The sequence below is a fragment of the Micromonospora fulviviridis genome, assembly GCF_014648395.1.
Lineage (GTDB): Bacteria > Actinomycetota > Actinomycetes > Mycobacteriales > Micromonosporaceae > Micromonospora > Micromonospora fulviviridis.
The window spans coordinates 232,417-252,545 of record NZ_BMRA01000006.1 but is presented as its reverse complement, the minus strand read 5'-3'; the positions used below and the strand labels follow the sequence as shown (position 1 = coordinate 252,545).

At 69.9% G+C, this 20,129-nt stretch carries 19 protein-coding genes; 11 read left to right on the top strand and 8 right to left on the bottom strand.

Annotation, left to right across the window (positions count from 1 at the left end):
• The first annotated feature begins 3 nt into the window (after positions 1–3).
• The 4 genes from IEY96_RS18000 to IEY96_RS17985 all read left to right on the top strand — a co-directional run bounded on the left by IEY96_RS18000 (position 4) and on the right by IEY96_RS17985 (position 4,259).
• Entirely contained in the window at positions 4–951 is a 948-nt protein-coding gene (locus IEY96_RS18000; protein ID WP_189195948.1) for a carbohydrate ABC transporter permease, read from the top strand.
• Positions 941–1,783 (top strand): carbohydrate ABC transporter permease, encoded by an 843-nt coding sequence (locus tag IEY96_RS17995; RefSeq protein WP_091257740.1) that lies wholly within the window; start codon positions 941–943, stop codon positions 1,781–1,783. The genes IEY96_RS18000 and IEY96_RS17995 overlap by 11 nt, the downstream gene beginning before the upstream one ends.
• Before the next feature lie 125 nt (positions 1,784–1,908).
• Complete coding sequence (locus IEY96_RS17990) at positions 1,909–2,616, top strand: N-acetylmannosamine-6-phosphate 2-epimerase (RefSeq protein WP_189195947.1); 708 nt, start codon at positions 1,909–1,911, stop codon at positions 2,614–2,616.
• 2 nt (positions 2,617–2,618) lie between these two features.
• Positions 2,619–4,259, top strand: a complete 1,641-nt coding sequence (locus IEY96_RS17985; protein ID WP_189195946.1) for a DUF4127 family protein — start codon at positions 2,619–2,621, stop codon at positions 4,257–4,259.
• Positions 4,260–4,327: 68 nt separating this feature from the next.
• Here the strand turns inward: IEY96_RS17985 and IEY96_RS17980 are convergent, their stop codons facing one another.
• The 3 genes from IEY96_RS17980 to IEY96_RS17970 all read right to left on the bottom strand — a co-directional run bounded on the left by IEY96_RS17980 (position 4,328) and on the right by IEY96_RS17970 (position 6,489).
• Positions 4,328–5,182, bottom strand: a complete 855-nt coding sequence (locus tag IEY96_RS17980; protein ID WP_229791675.1) for an ion transporter — start codon at positions 5,180–5,182, stop codon at positions 4,328–4,330.
• A gap of 243 nt (positions 5,183–5,425) precedes the next feature.
• Complete coding sequence (locus IEY96_RS17975; RefSeq protein WP_229791674.1) at positions 5,426–5,806, bottom strand: DUF1330 domain-containing protein; 381 nt, start codon at positions 5,804–5,806, stop codon at positions 5,426–5,428.
• 107 nt (positions 5,807–5,913) lie between these two features.
• On the bottom strand, positions 5,914–6,489 hold the full coding sequence (locus IEY96_RS17970; RefSeq protein WP_229791673.1) for a TetR/AcrR family transcriptional regulator: 576 nt from the start codon (positions 6,487–6,489) through the stop codon (positions 5,914–5,916).
• A 151-nt stretch (positions 6,490–6,640) separates the two neighbouring features.
• Between IEY96_RS17970 and IEY96_RS17965 the strand changes: the two genes are divergently transcribed.
• On the top strand, positions 6,641–7,321 hold the full coding sequence (locus tag IEY96_RS17965; RefSeq protein ID WP_189195943.1) for an FMN-dependent NADH-azoreductase: 681 nt from the start codon (positions 6,641–6,643) through the stop codon (positions 7,319–7,321).
• Complete coding sequence (locus IEY96_RS17960) at positions 7,318–7,638, top strand: DMT family transporter (protein WP_189195942.1); 321 nt, start codon at positions 7,318–7,320, stop codon at positions 7,636–7,638. Before IEY96_RS17965 ends, IEY96_RS17960 begins: the two co-directional genes overlap by 4 nt.
• Positions 7,639–7,982: 344 nt before the next feature.
• On the opposite strand, the gene IEY96_RS17955 is transcribed toward IEY96_RS17960, so the two are convergent.
• Entirely contained in the window at positions 7,983–8,447 is a 465-nt protein-coding gene (locus tag IEY96_RS17955) for a DIP1984 family protein (RefSeq protein WP_189195941.1), read from the bottom strand.
• 56 nt (positions 8,448–8,503) lie between these two features.
• Here IEY96_RS17955 and IEY96_RS17950 point away from each other — a divergent pair, with 56 nt between their 5' ends.
• From IEY96_RS17950 to IEY96_RS17940, 3 genes are all read left to right on the top strand, one after another.
• Positions 8,504–9,433 carry an SDR family NAD(P)-dependent oxidoreductase gene (locus IEY96_RS17950; RefSeq protein WP_229791672.1) on the top strand — a complete coding sequence of 310 codons (930 nt, stop codon included), beginning with the start codon at positions 8,504–8,506 and terminating at the stop codon, positions 9,431–9,433.
• Positions 9,434–9,693: 260 nt separating this feature from the next.
• The gene (locus tag IEY96_RS17945; RefSeq protein ID WP_189195940.1) at positions 9,694–11,124 is read left to right on the top strand and encodes a GH25 family lysozyme; all 1,431 of its coding nucleotides are present in this window, start codon (positions 9,694–9,696) and stop codon (positions 11,122–11,124) included.
• 95 nt (positions 11,125–11,219) lie between these two features.
• Positions 11,220–12,644, top strand: coding sequence for a M1 family metallopeptidase (locus tag IEY96_RS17940; protein ID WP_189195939.1), 1,425 nt, complete (start codon positions 11,220–11,222; stop codon positions 12,642–12,644).
• Positions 12,645–12,801: 157 nt separating this feature from the next.
• Here the strand turns inward: IEY96_RS17940 and IEY96_RS17935 are convergent, their stop codons facing one another.
• Together IEY96_RS17935 and IEY96_RS17930 are read right to left on the bottom strand one after the other, a co-directional pair.
• Entirely contained in the window at positions 12,802–14,391 is a 1,590-nt protein-coding gene (locus IEY96_RS17935; RefSeq protein WP_189195938.1) for a permease, read from the bottom strand.
• Positions 14,392–14,400: 9 nt separating this feature from the next.
• Positions 14,401–15,498 carry a Nif3-like dinuclear metal center hexameric protein gene (locus tag IEY96_RS17930; protein WP_229791671.1) on the bottom strand — a complete coding sequence of 366 codons (1,098 nt, stop codon included), beginning with the start codon at positions 15,496–15,498 and terminating at the stop codon, positions 14,401–14,403.
• Between the two features lie 305 nt (positions 15,499–15,803).
• Between IEY96_RS17930 and IEY96_RS17925 the strand changes: the two genes are divergently transcribed.
• Complete coding sequence (locus IEY96_RS17925) at positions 15,804–16,196, top strand: Na-translocating system protein MpsC family protein (protein ID WP_189195937.1); 393 nt, start codon at positions 15,804–15,806, stop codon at positions 16,194–16,196.
• 86 nt (positions 16,197–16,282) lie between these two features.
• Here IEY96_RS17925 and IEY96_RS17920 read toward each other — a convergent pair whose 3' ends face one another.
• Entirely contained in the window at positions 16,283–16,738 is a 456-nt protein-coding gene (locus IEY96_RS17920; RefSeq protein WP_189195936.1) for a GlcG/HbpS family heme-binding protein, read from the bottom strand.
• A 132-nt stretch (positions 16,739–16,870) separates the two neighbouring features.
• Here IEY96_RS17920 and IEY96_RS17915 point away from each other — a divergent pair, with 132 nt between their 5' ends.
• Complete coding sequence (locus IEY96_RS17915) at positions 16,871–18,619, top strand: PucR family transcriptional regulator (protein WP_189195935.1); 1,749 nt, start codon at positions 16,871–16,873, stop codon at positions 18,617–18,619.
• Here IEY96_RS17915 and IEY96_RS17910 read toward each other — a convergent pair.
• Positions 18,606–20,048, bottom strand: a complete 1,443-nt coding sequence (locus IEY96_RS17910; protein WP_189195934.1) for an MFS transporter — start codon at positions 20,046–20,048, stop codon at positions 18,606–18,608. The two genes, IEY96_RS17915 and IEY96_RS17910, sit on opposite strands and share 14 nt — an antisense overlap.
• Positions 20,049–20,129 lie beyond the last annotated feature (81 nt).

Genomic DNA, 20,129 nt, shown 5'->3' with positions numbered 1-20,129 from the left:
ACCATGACCCAGACGGACACCAGGGTGGGCCCGGCGACCGCCGGGCCCACCCCGGGCCCGGCCCGGCCGTTCTGGACCACCCGCCGCCGGGACCAGCTCACCGGTTACCTGTTCATCACCCCGCAGCTGCTCGGCAGCGCCGTCTTCGTGATCCTGCCGCTGATCCTCGTGGTCTGGTACAGCCTCCACGAGTGGAACGTCCTCGCCGGGACCTTCGACTTCGTCGGCACCGACAACTACCAGGCTCTCGCCGACGATCCCAACCTCGGCGCGGTGCTGCGCGCCACCGGGCTGTTCTCGGTTGGCCTGGTGGTGTTCAACCTCGGCCTGGCGTTGCTGCTGGCCGTCCTGCTCAACCAGAGACTGCGGGGCACGATCCTGTTCCGCACGTTGTTCTTCTCCCCCGTGGTGGTCTCGCTGGTGGCCTGGACCATCGTGTGGGGCTTCCTGCTGCAGGACAACGGCGGGCTGAACAGCCTGCTCGACACCGTCGGCGTGGACGGGCCGAACTGGCTGCGTGGCGAGGGCACCGCGATGGTGTCGGTCATCGTCGTGCAGGTGTTCAAGAACGTCGGCCTGAACATGGTGCTGTTCCTGGCCGCCCTGCAGGGCGTGCCGGCGGACCTGTACGAGGCCGCGGAGGTGGACGGTGCGAGCCGGCTGCGCCAGTTCTGGCGGATCACCGTACCGCTGATCAGCCCGACGATCCTGCTCACCTCGATCATCACCGTGGTCGGGTCGCTGCAGGTCTTCGCGCAGATCGCGGTGCTCACCCAGGGCGGACCGGGCACGTCGACGACGGTGCTCGTCTACTACCTGTACCAGCAGGCCTTCCAGTTCCATCACTTCGGCTACGGCGCCACGCTGTCGATCGTGCTGTTCGCCATCGTGCTCGCCCTCACGGTGCTGCAGTGGCAGATGCGCAAGAGGTGGGTCTTCCATGAGTCGTGACCTGTCGCGGCGGACCAAGCTCGTGCTCTACGGCGTGCTGCTGGTCCTGGCGATCCCGTTCGTCTTCCCGACGTGGTGGATGGTCACCTCGTCGTTGAAGCCGGTGGCGGACATCTTCGCCTTCCCGCCGGACCTGCTGCCGACCAACCCGCGGCTCGACGCCTACCGGCGGGTGTTCGAGCTGCAGCCGTTCGGGCAGCAGTACCTCAACAGCCTCTACATCGCGCTGGTGGTCACCGTCGGCACCCTGGCCGTGTCGGCGCTGGCCGGGTACGCGTTCGCGCGCATCCGTTTCCGCGGCCAGAACGTGCTGTTCCTGGTCGTCCTCGCGGGCCTGCTCATTCCCAGCGAGGTGACGATCGTGCCGCTGTTCCAGATGTTCTTCAAGCTCGGCCTCGTCAACACCCACTGGCCGCTGATCCTGGTGCCGATCTTCGGCGCGCCGAGCGTCCTGGCGACGTTCATCATGCGGCAGTTCTTCATCAGCCTCCCCGGTGAGCTGGAGGAGGCGGCCCGGGTCGACGGGCTGGGCCGCTTCGCCACCTTCTGGCGGATCGCCCTGCCGCTGTCGCGGCCGGCGCTGGGCGCGGTGGCCATCTTCACCTTCCTGCACAGCTGGAACCTCTACCTGGAACCGATCGTGTTCCTCTCCTCGCCGGAGAAGTTCACCCTGCCCCAGGCGCTCACCCAGTTCGTCGACGCTTACGGCGGCCCGATGTGGGACGTCCAGCTGGCCGCGGCGTCGATGACCGCGCTGCCGGTCCTGGTGGTGTTCGTCATCGCGCAGAAGCAGTTCGTCGAGGGCCTCGCGCACACCGGCCTCAAGGGATGACGTCACCGGTCATCGGCATCGGTGGCACCAGGACGGCGGCCGCGCCGGTCGACCGGGGCGGGCGGGTCCGGGGACGGCGCGGCCCGACCGGCCATGGACAGCCACGACTTCGAAAGGACCAGCGGGTGAGCGTGCTCGACGACCTGGCCGGCGGGCTGGTGGTGTCCTGCCAGCCGCTGCCCGACGACCCGGACGACCCGATGCGGGACCCGTACGTCCAGGCCCGGGTGGCGGCCGCGGTGGTACGCGGCGGCGCGGTGGCGGTACGGGTCAACGGACCGGACGATGTCCGAGCGGTACGCGCCGCCGTCGACGTCCCGGTGATCGGCCTGTACAAGCACGGCACCGACGACGTCTTCATCACCCCGACCGCGGCCCACGCGCTCGACGTCGCGTTGGCCGGGGCGGACATCGTCGCGGTCGACGCCACCGACCGCCCCCGGCCGGACGGACGCACCTTCGCCGACACCGTCCGCGCGATCCGCGAACGGACCGACGCACTGGTCCTGGCCGACGTCGCCACCACGGCCGAGGGCGTCGCCGCCGTCGAGGCCGGCGCGGACGCCGTCGCCACCACGCTGTCCGGCTACACCCCGGCCAGCCCACCGACTGACGGGCCCGACCTCGGGCTCGTGGCGCGACTCGTCGCACTGCTGTCCGTGCCGGTGATCGCCGAAGGGCGGTACCGCACCACGGAACAGATCGGCCGGGCCTTCGATGCGGGCGCGCACGCGGTCGTGATGGGCAACGCCGTCACCTCCCCGCTGTGGATCACCCGCCGGCTCGCGCCGGCCACCCCCCGCGCGGCGAGCGCGCTGGACAAGAGGGAGTGAGCATGAGAAGACGTACCCTCCTGGCCACCGGCGTGGCCGGGCTGGCCACCGCGGCCATCGGCCGGCCCGCCGTCGCCGGGCCCGCCGAACGGCAGCTGACCGTGGCGCTGGTGCCGTTGGACGACCGGCCGGTCAACACGTACGCCCCGCAGATGACCGCGGCGAGCGCCGGCGCCCAGGTGCGGCTGCCGCCGCGGGAACTGCTGGGCCGCTTCTTCACCCCCGGCGACGGAGCCGCCATCGCCCGCTGGCTCGGCACCACGGACGGCGTGGACGGGTACGTGATCTCGGTCAGCATGCTCGCCTACGGCGGCCTGATCGCCTCACGCACCGCCGCGCCGGCCCTGGCCGCCGCCCTGGAGAACCTGGCCGCCATCCGGAGCCTGCGCGCGAGCCGGCCGGGGGCGGTGATCGAGGTGCACGACACCATCCAGCGGCTCGCCGTCACCAGTACCGGCACCGACCTCGACAAGTACCGCGATCTGCTGGTCTCCTGGGCGAAGCTCTACGACCAGGTGGTGAACCTCGGGCAGGAGGAGCTTCGAGCCCAGCTCGACGCCGTCCGGGCGAAGATCCCCGACCAGGTCGTCGAGGACTACCTCGCCGCGCGGGCCCGCAACCACCAGGTCAACCGGCTGATGGTCGAGTGGGTCGCCGACGGCACCATCAGCCACCTCGTGCTCTCCGAGGACGACACCGCGCCGGTCGGCCTGGCCCGGGCCGAGCGGGTGGAACTGGAGGCGCTCGTCGCCCGACTCGGTGTGGGCGACCGGGTGGAGATCTTCCCCGGCGCCGACGAGGTCGACGCGCTGCTGGTCGCGCGGGTGATCGCGGCCGGCACGGCGCCCACCTACCGGGTGGAGTACGCCGGGGTCTCCGGCGAGAACTGGACCGCCCAACTGGAGGGCATCCCGTTCGCGGAGAACATCCGCCGGCACGTGGCCGCCGTGGGCGGACGGGTGGTGAACGGCGACGCAGACGTCGTGCTCGCCGTGAACACCCCCTCGGCGGCTCCCGGGCAGCGGGCAGCCGAGCTGGACGCCTTCGTCGGGCGGATCGGCGCGCTGCTGGCCGCCGGCACCCCGGTCATCGTGGTGGACCCGCTCATCGTGAACAAGGCCGACCACGAACTGGTGGCGCGGATGGAGAGCGGCCTGGACCTGGCGGCGCTGCTGTCGTACTCGGGGTGGAACACCGGCGGCAACGCCCTCGGTCTGGCGCTCGCGCACGGGACCGCCCGGTGGGCGTACCTCCGCTCCTCCGGCAGCGGGTTCGGCGTGCCGGACCTGCGCGGGCCCGGCCAGGCGCACGCCGAGTACCTGCTGTACCGGTTCGTCAAGGACGACCCGTGGAAGAACATCGTGCAGGTCGAGGCGTACGCGCACGCGCGGGCGCAGGGCTGGGACCCGCTCGCGCTCACGCCTGCGCAGAAGAGCTACTTCGACGGCTGGGTGCGTGAGCGGCTGGTGCCGCTGACCGAGCGGTACTTCGCCGACCACTTCGCGGGGCACCGCGTCGTGCTGGGCCGGCGCGGCGCGCAGACGTTCACGGCGACTCTGGCGCGCTTCGAGTCGGCGCGGGTCGAGCTGCCGTGGGACCGCCTCTTCGAGGTGATCCTGGAACCCCGGCTGCAGTTGTCCTGACCGGACGGCCGGTCGCGCCGGGGGTTTTACCTGCGGCGCGACCGGTCCGGTGCCTCGCTTGTGGGGGCTCAGCCCGCACGCTCCCGCTGCTGGCGCGGTCGGCCCGGCCCGTCCTCTCGGTCGATGCGCAGCTCCCGTTCGAGCTCGACGATGACGGCGCGCAGGTCGTCCAACCGTTGGGTGAGCGCGATCCGGTCGAGCTCGTCCGGGATCCCGTCGCCGTCCTCGTCGTAGTCCGGCGACAGCCGCTCGGTCATCTCCAGCCGGCGGGCCTCCTCCATGGAGTTGACGATGACCGCGATCAGGATGTTGAGCAGCACGTTCACCGTGATCAGGACGAAGCTGACGTAGTAGACCAGGGTCCACGGCGACACCGCCATGCCCTGCTGGAGCAGATCCGGCAGCGTCTCCAGCGACAGCAGCACGAACAGGGTCAGCAGCGAGCGACCGATGTCGCCGTACTGCTCCGGATACCGCTCCCCGAAGATCAGCCAGCCGGCCATGCCGTACACGTAGAGGGTGACCGCGGCCAGGGCGAGGAAGCCCGCCACACCGGGAAGGCTGCGCCACAGCGCCGCCACGATGGTGCGCAGCCCGGGTGAGAACCGCACCAGCCGCAGCACCCGGGCGACCCGCAGGAACCGCAGCACCGCCGAGTCACCGTGCAGGCCGGGGATGAAGATGGTGGCCGTCACCAGGAAGTCGAAGACGTTCCAGCCGTGCCGGAAGAAGTCCTGCGGCCGACGACCGTAGGCCAGCACCCGGATCGCGATCTCGACGACGAAGACGAGCCGGAAGAACCACTCGAGCCAACGCAGGGCCGGGTGCGCCGCCCCGATGTCGCGGTAGGTCTCGAAGCCGAGCACGATCCCGTTGAGCATGATGACCACGACGATCGCGACGTCGAAGGCGCGCGAGTCCACGATCCGCCGGCAGCGGTCCGCCAGGCCGGATCGCCGGGCAGGTGGTGCGTTTCGTTGCCCGGGCACGGTGGGCGGCCTCACCGCCCCTGCCCGCCGGCGCTCCCACCGCGGCCTTCGGACTGAGCAGGTGCGCTGTGCCGGGCAAGCATGGCGACAAGCCTAGAGGTGCGGCCGGTTCCCGTTCGTCCCCGTCCATGGGCTGGCCGGTGGCGGCCCATCCCCTGCCGCCGGATGCGTCCGGCGTCAGGATGCCGCTTCGATGATGCGCAGGTCGCGGTCGGCGCCGTCGCCGAGTGCCCGCAGCGCCTCCTGGTAGGCAGGGGTCTCGTGGGCGGCGAGCGCGGCGTCGACGCTGTCGAACTCGATCAGCGTCGTGCGCTCCAGCTGGCCCGACTCGAACGCGTACGACGGCAGGCCGCGCGCCAGGAACACTCCCCCGGCGGCGGTCAGTGCCGGCCCTGCCAGCTTCGCGTACGCGGCGACCTTCTCGTCGTCGGTGATGGACCGGTAGGTGGTGATCCAGTAGGCCTTCGGCACCGTCGCTGTCTCCCGCTCATCCGGATGGGCATTCCCCTGCTGAATTGCCCTACGAAGCGTAACGGCCACCGGGCGGCGCTCGGTCACGCTTCGGCGCCCGGTCCACGGGACGAACCCTCCGTAGGCTCTGCCCGGTCAGCGCGCAACTCCACGAGACTGCCCGCGACAGCTGTGACCACCGTTGGGGGCCGAACTCATTCGGGAAGGACATGTGCCAGGCGGGCGAGCGCGCCTTTGACCTGACTGACCGTCTGTCCTCGATCCTGGCGCTGGTAACGGTAGAGCTCGGGAGCGAGCGGTGCGAGAAGTGCGTCGGCGAGCGCATCGTCCTGCCGGCCCGCTGCCCGGATCAGGGAAATGACGAAGGTCCGCCAGAACCCGTACGCCCCGGTCGCGAAGCGGGTGGCGCCCTGTTCGGCCCCGAGCGCCAACGGCAGGTGTTGCTCGAGCAGATCGATCATGGCGTCGTAGAACGCCTGAAGGCGCCGGCGAGGAGAGGCGCCCGGCCCGAGCGGTGGCGGCCCGGAGATCATCTGCTGCTGCAGCTGTTGTTCATGCACGTCGAGGAGGGCGACAGCGACTGACGTGACGTCCGGATAGCGGCGGTAGAGCGTCGCCCGGCCGACACCGGCGGCGCTGGCCAGTTCGGTCATGGAGATCTGCGGTCCGCGCTCGGCGAACAGGCGTTCCGCGGCGGCGAGGATGCGTTGCCGGTTGGCTGCCGCGTCGGCCCGCTCCGCGGAAGCCGAGGCCAGGAGGTTCTCCGCCATCACGACAGCGTAACTGGACATGGCATCCGCTTACGCACGGGCTGAGCCGCCGTCGCCACAGTTAAGTGGACGGGGTGTCCGGTTAACTGCTAGCGTCCCAGAGGCAAGCGGACAACCTGTCCACTTCCTCTCGCGTAGGGAACGAAAAGCCATGCCCCACCTGCTGCACCTCGACACCAGCGCCCGCCGGACGTCGCACTCCCGCGCCTTGAGCGCGGTGTTCGCCGACGAGTGGCGGGCCGTCCTCCCGAATGCGACATACACCTACCGTGATCTCGCCGCCGCCCCTGTCCCCGTCATCGGCGAGGCGTGGACTGAGATCTGCGACCACGCGCTGACGCACGGCATCTCCGACCCCGGCCGCCTGGCGGAGGGGGTGCGCACCCCGGCGCAGCGAGAGGCATGGGCAGTGGCGGAACCCCTGCTGGCCGAACTGATCTCCGCCGATGTGCTGCTCATCGGCGCTCCGATGTACAACTTCTCCATTCCCGCGAGCCTGAAGTTGTGGATCGACCAGGTCACCTTCCCGCGCGCCACACTGGACCTCAAGGTCGTCATCGCCGGCGCGCGAGGTGGCTCCTACGCCCCCGGCACCCCCCGCGAGCCCTTCGACCACCACGAGCGGTACCTGCGGAACTTCTTCCACGGCCACTTCCACGTCGACGACGTCACCTTCATCAACGCCGAATTCGTGAACTCCACCGTGGACCCGACGCTGGACCGGTGGCGCGACGCCTACCGCCGGTCGTACGCCGACGCTCGACAAGCGGCGGCCGCACTGGCGCGGGCAGCCGCCACCCCCGCGGCCGATACCTCGCGGAGGCCGGCATGAGCTGGCTCATCCTGGCGCTCGCCGGCCTGGTCGAGATCGCCTGGTCCCAGACCATCAAACCGACGCAGAACTTCACCAGACCGGCACCGACCGTGCTCTGTGTGATCCTCGGAGCCGCAGCCGTCTATCTGCTCTCCCGGGCGATGCAGGACCTGCCGGTCGGTACCGCCTACGCCGTGTTCACCGGCATCGGCGCGATCGGCGCGATCTCGCTCGGAATCGTCGTGCACAAGGACCCGGTCAGCATCGGCCGCCTCTCCGCACTGGCAATGATCACCGGCGGCATCATGCTCGCCCGGATCACCAATTCCGACTGATCACTCCTCCGAGGGGTCCGTCATTCCCTGCGCTTCCTGCTCGGTGGTCCGCGCTCGCTGGCAGAAGCCGGCGGTAGTTCAGAGCGAACATCGAGGGTAATGCCAAATGAGCTGTACTGGTACGGGTTACGGAAGGCCCCTGTCCCACCCTCGCCGTCGTGGATCTGCACCCGGTAGTGTGCCGTGCCCTGTGCGCCGTCACCTGTGTGCTGTGCTGGGCGTGCGTTGTGTGCCGGGGAGTCGAACCCCTGCGCCTGCCCGCGGCGCGCCAGGAGGGAGCCGGATTACCCGCCGGCTCTCGGGTTTGTGCACGCCTCCACGTCGGCTACCTGCTCCGCAACTTCTCAGTCCAGCAGGTCGACCTCCCAGTTCGTCCGCTGGATCAGCGTGTCGACTTCCCGAAGTTGCCGGGCGAGGTCATCGGCCTGTCGGCGCAACTCCGCCACCGGCAGCGCCGGGATCATCTTCAGCTCCGACCGCAACTGCCGATACCCGCGCTGGCCGTCCCCGGCTGCGGCGTCGGCGGCGGAGGTGACGACGTTGTGCCGCAGGCGAAGCACGTCGCGGCGCGCGAGCGCGTCGGTAAGTGTGCCACCCTGCACCACCGTGGCGGCGTTGGTGCGATTGATTCGCCGAATCAAAACCTCCAGCCCGCCGAGCACCTCGCTCGCTTCCACCAGGAGAACGGCGGCGTCCTCCGCGGGCGCCTCGCCCTCCTGGTGTCGGGCGCTGGCGGCGATGCGGGTACGGAGTTGTTCGGCGCGACGCGCCGCATCCGCACGCAGCGCAAGAGCCTCAGCAAGCTTCATGGTCACAAGTATGGCCACGCAGAGATCATGCCGCCTTACCTTTTCTCGCCGGCAGGGTGCGCTCGGCACGGCCGGCCCTCGACAGGTCGAGGGCGCGAACCTGGCCCTCGCGCACAACGTCGGCCTCGGCGCGCCTGCGTCGTCACCCTCCTGGAAAGGACCGCATGAACAATCTGCAGGGGCGCGTCGCGCTGATCACCGGCGCAGGACGCGGGATCGGCCGGGCCATCGCCACCAAGCTCGCCGCACACGGCGCCCGGGTCGTCGTCAACGACCTCGATCCCGATCCGGCGACGGAAACCGTCGAGCTGATCGAGAAGGCCGGCGGGCAGGCGGGCGCAATCGCCGGCAGCGTCACCGATCCCGACTTCGCCGGACGGTTCGTCGACACCGCCGTGTCCGCCTTCGACGGGTTGGACATCATCGTCAACAACGCCGGCTACACCTGGGACGCGGTCATCCAGAAGACCACCGACGACCAGTGGGCCGCCATCCTCGACGTGCACCTCACCGCCCCGTTCCGCGTGCTGCGCGCCGCCCAGCCGGTCATCAGACGGCTCGTCGAACGGGACCGCGACACCGGCACCACGCATCACCGCAAGGTCGTCAACATCTCGTCGATCTCCGGCCTGGCCGGCAACCCCGGCCAGGCCAACTACTCGGCAGCCAAGGCAGGTGTCGTGGGCCTCACCAAGACCCTGGCCAAGGAGTGGGGCCGGTACGCGGTCAACGTCAACGCCGTCGCCTACGGCGTCATCCGCACGCGGCTGACCGATCCGGAAGGGCCAGGCAGCATCGACGTCGAGGGCCGGCAACTGGCCGTCGGCCTCAACCCTGGCATCGCGGCTTCGCTGGACCGGTCAATCCCGCTGGGGCGCGCCGGGACCGTCGAGGAAGCGGCCGGAGCGGCCTACCTGCTGTGCACGCCCGAAGCGGACTACATCACCGGCGAGGTGCTCCTCTGCGCAGGTGGCTACAGCTTCTGACAGATCCATGACCCGAGCTGGCGCGCCGCTGGTCGGAGCATCTTTTGGACAAGTGACCCATACCTGTGCGCCAGAGACGGAGGTTACGCTTTCGACGGACGCGGCGTGGCGCCTTGGCCGATGTCTGGAGGCGAGCCATGGTACGCAGAGCTCTGGCTGTGCTGCTGGGTGCGGCATTGGGGTTCGTGGGGCTTGCCGGAGGTGCGTCGCCGGCCCAAGCACTGCCCGCCCCGAACGAATATTCGATCACGGGCGTTGACGTGTCCTACTTCCAGGGACCATCGCTCGACTGGGCCGCGGTAGCCCGGGGCGGCGCGAAGTTCGCCTATATCCGGGCCAGCGAGCAGGACGGCCGAGCGGTGCCGCACAACAATCCTGATCCCTTCTACGCCACCAACTACGCCGGCGCCCGGGCCAACGGCCTGTACACCGGGGCGTACCACCGAGCCCGTCCCGACCTGAGCAGCGGCAAGCAGCAGGCGGATGTCCTGCTCGGCTTCGCCCCCTACGTCGCCGATGGACGCAGCCTGCCGCCGATGCTGGACATCGAGTGGCCCCGGGCCGAGTGGGGCCTGAACGACTGCTACAACATGACCCCCGCGCAACTGGTGTCCTGGATCCGGGACTTCGTCACCGAGATCGCGGTACGCACCGGTCGGCAGGCCATGATCTACACCAACACGAACTGGTGGAACCCCTGTACGGGCAGCAGCCAGAGCTTCGCGGCGAACCCGCTGTTCATCGCGAACTATTCACAGAATCCGCCGCCGTTGCCGGCTGGCTGGTCGTCCTTCACCGTCTGGCAGCACGCCGCGGGAACGCCCATCCCCGGCTCCGACTTCTCCACGCCCGATCTGGACGTCTTCAAGGGCGACCACGCGTCTCTGGCCCGACTGCTCGGCGGTCCCGCGACCAGCCTGCTGGCGACGGTCAACAACCGGTACGTGACCGCGGAGACAGCCGGCGCCTCAGCTCTGGTCGCCAACCGGACTGCCATCGGCCCCTGGGAGCAGTTCGACCAGATCGACGTGGGGGGCGGGTTCGTGGCGTTCCGCGCCAGAGTCAACGGCCGGCACGTCACGGCCGAGAACGCCGGCGCCTCGCCGCTGATCGCCAACCGCACAGCCGTGGGGTCCTGGGAGAAGTTCCGCGTCATCACCAACGCCGACGGCACGGTCAGCCTGCTGGCCAACGCGAACAACCGGTACGTGACCGCGGAACAGTCCGGCACCCTGCCGCTGATCGCCAACCGGACCGCCATCGGCCCCTGGGAGAAGTTCCGCGTCGTCACGCCGCCGGCCCTCGTCAACCTGCTGGCCACCGTGAACCTCCGGTACGTCACGGCGGGCAACGGCGGCGCCTCAGCCTTGGTCGCCGGCCAGACGGTGGTCGGCCCATCGCAGCAGTTCGACCAGATCGACGTGGGGGGCGGGTTCGTGGCGTTCCGCGCCAGAGTCAACGGCCGGCACGTCACGGCCGAGAACGCCGGCGCCTCGCCGCTGATCGCCAACCGCACAGCCGTGGGGTCCTGGGAGAAGTTCCGCGTCATCACCAACGCCGACGGCACGGTCAGCCTGCTGGCCAACGCGAACAACCGGTACGTGACCGCGGAACAGTCCGGCACCCTGCCGCTGATCGCCAACCGGACCGCCATCGGCTCCTGGGAGAGGTTCATCCGGCTGACCAGTTGACCGGAGGCCTTGACGCTGCCTGCTCGTCGCGGGTGGATTGGGCGTACGCATCTGGCGGCCGGTGGTGCCACGGCAGTCCAAGGGAGAGGATTCGCATGACAATCCCACAGTTGCGCGGTGCCGCGCTGGCCACGGTCGCTCTTGTGACCATCGGGTCGATGGCGATACCGGACGCCGCCGGCGCAGCACCTGGCAACCCCGGAGCCCCTCGCTACTCGGCTGGTGCGGCGAGCGTCGGCGACCCGTACTTCCCGGACGAGGGCAACGGCGGATACGACGTCCAGCACTACGACATCAATTTCTCCTACGACCCGGCAACCCGGTTCATGGCCGCCACCGCCACCATCACCGCGATCGCCACGCAAGATCTCGACCGGTTCAACCTGGACTTTCGCGGTCCGGAAATCTCGTCGCTGACGGTCGACGGGCACGCGCACGACTTCATCCGGGACGGCCAGGAACTGGTCGTCACGCCGCGCCCGAAGCTCAAGACCGGGCAGGCCTTCACCGTGGTGGTGAGGTACGCGGGCGTACCGGGTCCGATCACCGACCCGGACGGGTCGATCGAAGGCTGGGTGCCTACCGACGACGGCGCCTTCGTCGTCGGGGAGCCGCAGGGCACGCCGGCCTGGCTGCCCACCAACGACCACCCGACCGACAAGGCAACCTTCCGGTTCACCGCGAAGGTGCCGGAGGGGCTCACCGCTGTCGGCAACGGCCAACTCCTGTCCGAGGAGACCCGCGACGGCTGGACCACCTTCACCTGGGACTCCACCGAGCCGATGGCCACCTACCTGGCGACGATCACCATCGGCACCTTCGTGGTCACCGAGTCGACCACGCCGAGCGGGATCCCCGTGTACGTCGCGATCGACCCGCGGCAGGTCGCCGGGTCCGCCGCCGCGGTCGCACAGATCCCGAGGATGGTCGACTTCTTCGCCTCGAAGTTCGGCCCGTACCCGTTCGCCTCGACCGGTGCGATCATCGACCGGGCCCCCGACGTGGGCTACGCCCTGGAGACCCAGACCAAGCCGATCTTCTCCAGCCCGGCGAGCGTTGGCACGATGGCGCACGAGCTGGCGCACCAGTGGTACGGCGACTCCGTCTCCCCGCAGCGATGGTCGGACATCTGGCTCAACGAGGGCTTCGCCACCTACGCCCAGTGGATGTACACCGAGTACAACGGCGGCGCGTCGGTCAGCCAGACCTTCAACAGCAGCAGCAACTACGGTCGGGCCGCGTCGTCGTCGTTCTGGCAGATCGTCCTCGCCGACCCCGGCCCCGAGGACATGTTCAGCAGCATCCCGTACAACCGGGGGGCGATGACCCTGCACGCGTTGCGGGGCAAGCTCGGCGACGACGCCTTCTTCCGGATCCTGCGCGAGTGGGCGGCCAGCCGCCGGTACAGCCACGCCGCAACGGCCGACTTCATCGCTCTCTGTGAGCGGGAATCCGGGCGGAACCTCACTGCCTTCTTCGACGTGTGGCTGTTCCAGAAGGGCAAGCCCACGTCCTGGTGACGTAGGTGGGTCCCGCGTCCGAATGTGCTCGGGTGCCCTCAGGGGCGCGGCAGCGAGGGTCTCCGCGAGGCTTGGTGCTCGTCATGATGCCGGCGCTGCCGCACGGTGTCACCCGTGCGGCAGCGCCGGCGGAGTCCCGCTCGGACGGCATGAAGCCTCACCAGATGATCGCGGCGACCACCGTACTGACGACCAGTCCCGTGACCACGGGCAGGAAAAGCCTGCGAGCGAGATCAACCACGGACACCCCGCAGAAAGTCGCGACGGCGATCAGCGACGACCAGATGACCAGGGTGCCGCCTCCGGTCCACGACGCGCCGTTCTGCGCGATGGCGGCGAGCGTGGCGGTGTCGACTCCGGCGTGGGGGCTGAGCGCCTCCGACAGGGAGCCGGTGAGCGGAAGGCCCGCCCACCCCGATCCGTCGAGCCCGACCGTCATGCCGGCCAGCAGGACGGCGAGCATGATGATGATCGGGTTGTGCGGAATGTGCTCCTCCACGCTGCGGATGGCGTCGAACAGGAATCCGGGTGCTGTCGTGCCCTCGGCCAGTCCCATGATGCGGCCAGAGAAGTCCGAGATACCGATGAAGACGAAGCCGGCGATGGGAATGACGACCCCCATCGCCTTGAAGGCGAAGGAGAGGCCGTCGACGACGTGCTCGGCGCAGCTCTCCAGGGCGCCGGTCCCGTCGCTGGTGAGCGCGACGGCGAGGAGCAGCAGTGCTGCCAGGCCACCGACCAGCGGCGCGCCGGCACCGTCGTCGACCGACACCAGGTCGGTGAACCGGCCGAGCAGCATGTAGACGAGCAGCATGCCGAAGGCGACGGGCACGAGGACGGCAAAGAGCCTGGATCGCCAGCCCGCTCCGCGCTCGTCGAGCGGATCGGCGCCAGGCCGTCCGGCGGCCACCGGATCGTCGTCGAGCACGGCGTCGGCGCCTGACTCCGTCAGCGCCTCCCGGGGCGGCTGTTTCGTCGCCAGGGCGTGTCCGAGCTGGTCCGAGGTGCCGCCCCCAGCGCCGCCGGCGGCCGCGCCCACAGGTGCTAGTTCGGCGCGGTGCGTCACGCTCGCCGACACCTCGGCGCTGTCCCCGACGGCTTGGGCCAGGCTGGGGCGGCGGCGACGCACGGTCAGTATGTAGCTCATCGCCATCGCCACGAGCCCGACGACCCACGACAGGATCAGCGCCCGGTCGGCGATCAGGTCGGCCGGCACGTTCGCACCACTCGCGGAGAGGGCGGGCGCGACGCCGATGACATAGTCGGAGGCGAGTGCCATGCCTTGCCCGGCGATCGCGATCGCGATCGCTCCGCCCATCGGGGACAGACCCGCCTTGATGGCAGCCGGGAGCAGGATCGCCGCGATCAGGGCGAGGGTCGGCGTGGGCCAGAAGAACAACGCGAAGACGTACGTGACGACGAACAGGACGATGTAGGCGACCGGCCCGTTCACCATGAGCCGACGGAAGGGTGCGACCATCCGGTGTTCGGCCCCGATGGCCCGCAGCGCCGCGAGCATCGCGGTGACGAGCGCGATGATGAGGAAGATGTTGAACAGCTCCGAGGCGGCCACCAGGCTGGCTCGGAACACCGACGCCAGTCCCCCGGGCACGCTGCCGGTGAAGGTCACGGCGGTGAGGAAGGTCGCGGCGATGGCGGGAACGACGACGTTCTTCCGGGCGACCATGACGATGATCAGAGAAGCCAGACCTGCCAGGTACACCCAGTGCGCTGGCGTGAGTTCCATGGTTGTCTCCTAGCTTGCTTGCTCGGAGTGGCTGAGGGGTGTGGCCGCGACAGTCGTCGCGGTGGCGCGAGCGCGTACGGCCTCGGCGCGTGGCAGCAGATGCTCCTGCGCCATCACATGCCCGTACTCGCGCAGCGCGCCCGTGCCCACGCTGTTGATCGGGATCGAGACGACCCGGTCCCGGAACAGGACGACGTCGACGTCCGGCAGTAGGGCGGACAGCCCGAACGCCAGCGGAAGTCCGTTCTCGAAGATCTCCGAGGCGTGGGTGCTGCCTACCAGTACGTTGAGTCCACGCGCGGCCGCACTGGCCACCACCGGCGAGTCCGCTTCGGCCGCGCTGATGCTGAAGATGACCGTCGAGATGGCCGGGTACTCGGCAAGCAACTGGCTGAGCTGTTTCTCGCCGAATCCGGTGTGCGGAAAAGCGTGCAGAATGACCTCTCCGAGCGGAGCGGCGGGATCGCCCGCGAGCACCCGCATTCCGGGGGCTGTGGCGCTGTCCACCAGGTCGGCGCACTGGCGGGCGGCACGTTCATCGTCGAGGATGCGCCGGTCCAGGGCCCGCTCCAGGCCGGTGTCGAGCCGGGTGAGAACGTCACCGATGGTGGTGACGCCTGGCAGCGGCCGGCCGACCATGACCACCAGCCCGTGCACCCCGCCATAGGCCGGGTCGACGTAGAAGGGCCGGTGGCCGTGAAGGTACGCCATGCCGGGGTGCAGTCCGTGGAAGGCCTCGTGGCACTCCAGCACTGCGACCCCGTAGAGCGAGAGGTAGTCGGCCAGGGCCACCCCTCCGGAACTCGCCGCGTCCGCGATGGGGTGGTGCGCCACGACCGCGTCCACGCCGCTCGCGTACGCGAGCTCGATGTGGTGCTCGGTGATGGTCATCGCGACGGCGAGCCGCCGCACCGATTTGTCGGGCGAGCCCCAGACCAGACCGGGCCGTTCGGTCACGGCCTTACCGGGGATCCCCGAGTCCTTGCTGATCACCCACGGGTTGTCGCCCTCTTCGGGGCTGATGACCCGGCCGCCGGTCAGCCCGTCGAGGGCCGCGACCACGTCGGCCACCGTCGGACAGGTCTGCGGCGACTGCTCGTTCGTCACGTGTCTGGTCCGCCTTTCCGCTGACGTCAGTGCACACGCACTGGATCTGGTGGCGGCGGAAGCACAGAAGCTGCCACCGCTCGGACTCGGCGGCGTGCGCGAACGCGCAGACCGCCAACCGCCATCGGCGACAGCTGTCGGGCTCTTCGAACGAAGCTCCCTAGACCGTTCGTCGGTTGAATCACGACGTCCTCGTCGGCCCGTTCCTGCCGGACAGCGCCTCAGAGGTGTGTGATATATACCGGCGTGCGCCAGAGGGTGTCAAGGGCTCGACCAGCCCGTCCGGCGATCACTAGAGTCGCGCCATGGATCGCTCAGGCAGCACACCGCCGCGGACCCCTGGAGATCTCAAGCAGGAGATTCTGCGCGTCTACAACGCCGTGAACCAGGGCATCGCCGGCGTCGGTGTGAGCCGGCAGCGGGTCGACCTCCTGGGGGACCGCATCCTCATCCTGGCCAAGCACCAGCGCGTCAAAGCGCTCGCGGCACTGGATTCCGCGCACCGCGAGATCACCCGCGAGGTGGACGTGGCGCTGCTGGACGAGGGCAAACGGCGGCTCGCCCAGGAGTTCAAGGACAAGCTTGGACTTCCGGTACGCGTCGTCCTCAAGGACTATGACCCGAGCACGGAGATCGCCGCCACGGTCGTGGTCCTCGACGCTCCCTTGGTCCTCACCGAATCCCGGCGCCATCCGTAGCGGCCGTGCCGCTTCGACCGCCAGGCGGTCGCCGACGTGCCATGGTCGACAACCGCACGTCGGCGACCACCACGGCTGGCCCGGGACTACCCGCCGAGCCCCAGTTCGGCGACATGCTTCGCGAACGCCTCCAGCGCCGCGGCGCCGACGGCCTTGTCCTGCTCGCCGTTGCCGCCGCTGACCCCGACGGCGCCGACGATCTGGCCCTCGTACTCGATGGGGAACCCGCCGACGAAGATGGCGAACTTTCCGGGATACATGTGGCTGATCCCGAACGCCTCGTTGCCCGGCAAAGCCGGGCCGTTCGGCGGCTCGTTGAACTTGTGGGTCGCCCGCTCATGCCCCGCCGCGGTGAACGCCTTCGCCATCGCGATCTCCACCCCGGTGAGGCGGGCGCCCGGCAACCGGTGCAGCCCGAGCACGTGGCCTCCGTCGTCGCAGACGCAGATCGTCTGCTTCACCCCGATCTCCTCCGCCTTCGCGCGGGCTGCGGCGAGCATGGGAAGCGCGTCGTCGAGCGTAATTCGGTAGATCCTGTGCACCTTGCCTCCTCTACCCCGCTACAGGGCGGTCCGTGCGACCAGCCTGCCCGGGCGAGCAGACCGCGAACAATGGCTAGACTGCCGCGACCCGACGGGGCAAGCTTGTGCAACCTGTCCAAGGAGTGAGTTGTCATGGCTGACCCAGCGGGAGTGCTAGCTCAGGACGGTCTGCCTGGCGAGGCGGAGCCGCAGCACCTGACGGTGGGTCGCCTCCTGCAGGAACGCCTGCTCAGCCCGGCGCGGACGACGGCCTCGGTCGACGTGCTCGACAATGCCGTCACATGGTGTCTGCCGTGGGACGATGTCGCGGCCGGCGGGGATCCGCTGCTCGGAGTCGTCGTCCACGCCCGGGCCGATCAGGTCCGAGCGGCGGTGCTGCGGGATCTCGGCAGGCGCAGGGCAGCGGCCGTAGTCGTCGCCGGCGGGGTCGGTGATCTCACCGACCCGCCGGCCGAGGTGCCGGTGATCCACGTCGGCGCGCACGTCGCGTTCCGCCAGCTCAGCCAGCTGGTGGCGGAGCTCGTCCTGGCCCGGGAGACCCACGTTCTGCGCTACGGCCTGAGGGTGCACCGTTCGCTGGTGGAGTTGCTGTACCGCGGGGCCGGATTGGCTGCCCTCGGACACCAGATGGCCCGGCTGTCGGGATGCTCGGCGGCGATCCTCGACCCGCAGTATCGGGTGCTGGCGTTCGAACGCAGCCGTGATCGTGTGTTCGAGCCGGCAGCGGTCGCGGACGCGCTGCGCGAGGACGAGTCCCGCCGGGCCTCCGCGGACGGCGGCCCCTCAACCGATACGACGGCTGCCAACCCCGAACAGCCACACGCCGGGCCCCAGGTCCGCACGCTGCTGATCGACGGGATCAACGCGACGTGCGTGCTCAATCCGATCCTGCTCAGCGGTCGCCACGACGGCTGGGTGGTCATCGTGGAGTCGGCCGATCCACCCCGCCCGCACGACATCGCCCAGCACCGCGTGGTCGTCGAGCAGGCCGCCACCATCGTCGGTACCGAGATGCTGCGGCTGCGCAGCATCGAGCAGGCTGAGGAGCGGGCGCGGGGAGACTTCGTCCACGCGTTGCTGCACGGCCGTTTTTCCGATCAGCACGAGCTGGAAGCCCGGTCGGCACACTATGACTTCCCGGTCGGGGCGACCTACGGCGTGATCGTTGCCAACGGGCTCAGCTCGGCCGGCAGCCCCGACTCCCCGACCGCCCTCTTCCAGCTGGCCCGGCACGCCGCCCGCGTCGACGCCCGGCCGAACGCGCACACCCTGGCGACCGTCATCGGCGACGTGCTCGCGGTGATCCGGCAGGTCGAACCTGCGGGCCACCGGGACTCCCCGGACGCGGAAGAGCGAACGCTGGCGGACTTCGCGCGCACCCTGCAGGCGGAGTTGGAACGCAGGACCCACCGCGAGGTTGCGGTGGCGTACGGGCGCTGCGTCGGCGGTGCCAGCCGCATCTTCGACAGCTACCGTGAGGCGCGGATAGCGCTCGGGATCCGAAACCGTCTTGGCGTTGACCAGGTCTGCGGCTTCCAGGACCTGAGGGTCTTCGCCACTCTGGTCGAGCTCGCGGAAAGCCCGCAGGGGCGTGCCTTCGCCCGGGACATGCTGGCTCCGCTCCGCAGCTCCCGCACCGGCGGAAACGACCTGGAGCAGGCGGTCATCGCCTACATCGCATCCGGCGGGAACCTCAACGCCGCCGCGCGGGAACTGCACATCCACCGCAACACGATGCTCTACAAGCTCGACCGCGCCTCTCGGCTGCTTCAGCTGGATCTACGGGAGGCCGAGCACCAGTTCGCAGTCTGGCTGGCGCACAAACTCCACCTGCTCGCCGAGACAGTGACGGTCGTCGACCGCGATCTCAACCCGATGTAGTTGCCGGCGACGCCCGATCGACATCGAGCGGGGACGGGTCTGGGCCGACGAAGCTCACCACCAGCCCGACGACGGCGATCCCCGAGCACCCGGCGAAGAGCAGCACCAGATTGCCGTGCGGATAGACGACCGCCACCCAGGCCGCGCCCAGCGCCGACCCGCCGAAGCGCATCATGTTGAACAGCCCGAGGGCGGCGCCTGATCTACCCGCGGGTGACCGGGTCGCCCCGGCGGCGGAGGGCGTCTGAACGAGGGCCACGCCCCCACCTACCGCGAGAAGCAGCGCGACCAGCAGCGCCACGCTCCGGCCCGTGTTACCTGCGTACAGCCCCAGCAGCAGTTCCGCGGTGCCGAGCAGCACCAGACCGGTGCGCAGGATCCAGCGCGGCCGGCCGCGTTCGCTGAGCAGGCCGACGACGGGGGCCAGCACCGCCATGGCGGCGGGCAACGCCAGCACCAGCAGCCCGGTGAGGGCGGTGGTCCACCCGAGGGTCCCCGTGATGTAGAGCGGAACCGCGACGAGCGTGGCGGCGAGACAGAACATCTGCGCGGACGCGGCGACCGTGCTGCGCAGGAACCGCGACTCGACGATGAGACGCGGCCGGATGATGGGCGCCGCCGCCCTGGCGGAGGTGATCGCGAAGCCCACCAGCAGTCCGGTGCCCGCCACCGCGAGCGTGACGGTGAGCCAGGCCGGCACCACGTGGTGCGGGATGGCGGTGGCGGCCGTCATCAACAACGCGGCACCGAGCGTCAAGGACACCGCGCCGGGCCAGTGCAGCGCGGCGGCGTGCCCGCGGTCGTCCGGCACCACCAGGACGGTGGCGACCAGCAGGATCACCGCGACCGGAGCGAGGCACCAGAAGATCGCCCGCCAGCCGGCGAGGTCGGCCAGCAGACCGCCCAGCGGCGGGCCGATGGCCTGCCCGATCCCGTTGGCGGCCGCCCACGCGCTCATCGTGCGGGCCCGCTGGCTCGGCCCGTAGATGGTGGCGAGCATGCCCATGACCGCCGGCGGGTAGGCCGCACATGCCATGCCCTGCAGGGCGCGCATCGAGACGAGGACGGGCAGCGACGGGGCCAGTGCCGCCCCCACCATGGCGACCGCCATGAGGGCGAGCGACGCGATGATCGTCCGGCGTCGTCCGAACCGGTCGCCCACCCAACCGCTCAACGCCATGCCAGCGGCGAGGACCAGGACGAAGCTGCTCACCACGAGCACGCCGGAGGACAGCGAGACGCCGAGATCAGCGGTGATGTCGCGCAACGGCACGTTCAGCACGTTGTTGATGACGGTGCCGAGCAGCGTCGCACCGAGCAGAGTCAGCAGTACGGCGAGTCCCGCCCGCCTCTGCTGCGGCAGGACCTTCGGGGCGGGTGGCGGGGCGAACGACTGCGCCGCGCCAATGCGCGGCCGGGTGTCCCGCACGTCCCGTCCTTCCAATCGTCTGCGCAGCTCACATACCGTTCGAGACTGCGCCGTCACCGTTGGGCGATGCTACGGCACCCT

What these genes read in the sequence shown, in the direction of transcription:
- IEY96_RS18000 (WP_189195948.1), top strand. Translation starts at nt 4, where the DNA reads ATGACCCAGACGGACACCAGGGTGGGCCCGGCGACCGCCGGGCCCACC.
- IEY96_RS17995 (WP_091257740.1), top strand. Translation starts at nt 941, where the DNA reads ATGAGTCGTGACCTGTCGCGGCGGACCAAGCTCGTGCTCTACGGCGTG.
- IEY96_RS17985 (WP_189195946.1), top strand. Translation starts at nt 2,619, where the DNA reads ATGAGAAGACGTACCCTCCTGGCCACCGGCGTGGCCGGGCTGGCCACC.
- IEY96_RS17970 (WP_229791673.1), bottom strand. Translation starts at nt 6,489, where the DNA reads ATGGCGGAGAACCTCCTGGCCTCGGCTTCCGCGGAGCGGGCCGACGCG.
- IEY96_RS17965 (WP_189195943.1), top strand. Translation starts at nt 6,641, where the DNA reads ATGCCCCACCTGCTGCACCTCGACACCAGCGCCCGCCGGACGTCGCAC.
- IEY96_RS17960 (WP_189195942.1), top strand. Translation starts at nt 7,318, where the DNA reads ATGAGCTGGCTCATCCTGGCGCTCGCCGGCCTGGTCGAGATCGCCTGG.
- IEY96_RS17955 (WP_189195941.1), bottom strand. Translation starts at nt 8,447, where the DNA reads ATGAAGCTTGCTGAGGCTCTTGCGCTGCGTGCGGATGCGGCGCGTCGC.
- IEY96_RS17940 (WP_189195939.1), top strand. Translation starts at nt 11,220, where the DNA reads ATGACAATCCCACAGTTGCGCGGTGCCGCGCTGGCCACGGTCGCTCTT.
- IEY96_RS17935 (WP_189195938.1), bottom strand. Translation starts at nt 14,391, where the DNA reads ATGGAACTCACGCCAGCGCACTGGGTGTACCTGGCAGGTCTGGCTTCT.
- IEY96_RS17925 (WP_189195937.1), top strand. Translation starts at nt 15,804, where the DNA reads ATGGATCGCTCAGGCAGCACACCGCCGCGGACCCCTGGAGATCTCAAG.
- IEY96_RS17915 (WP_189195935.1), top strand. Translation starts at nt 16,871, where the DNA reads ATGGCTGACCCAGCGGGAGTGCTAGCTCAGGACGGTCTGCCTGGCGAG.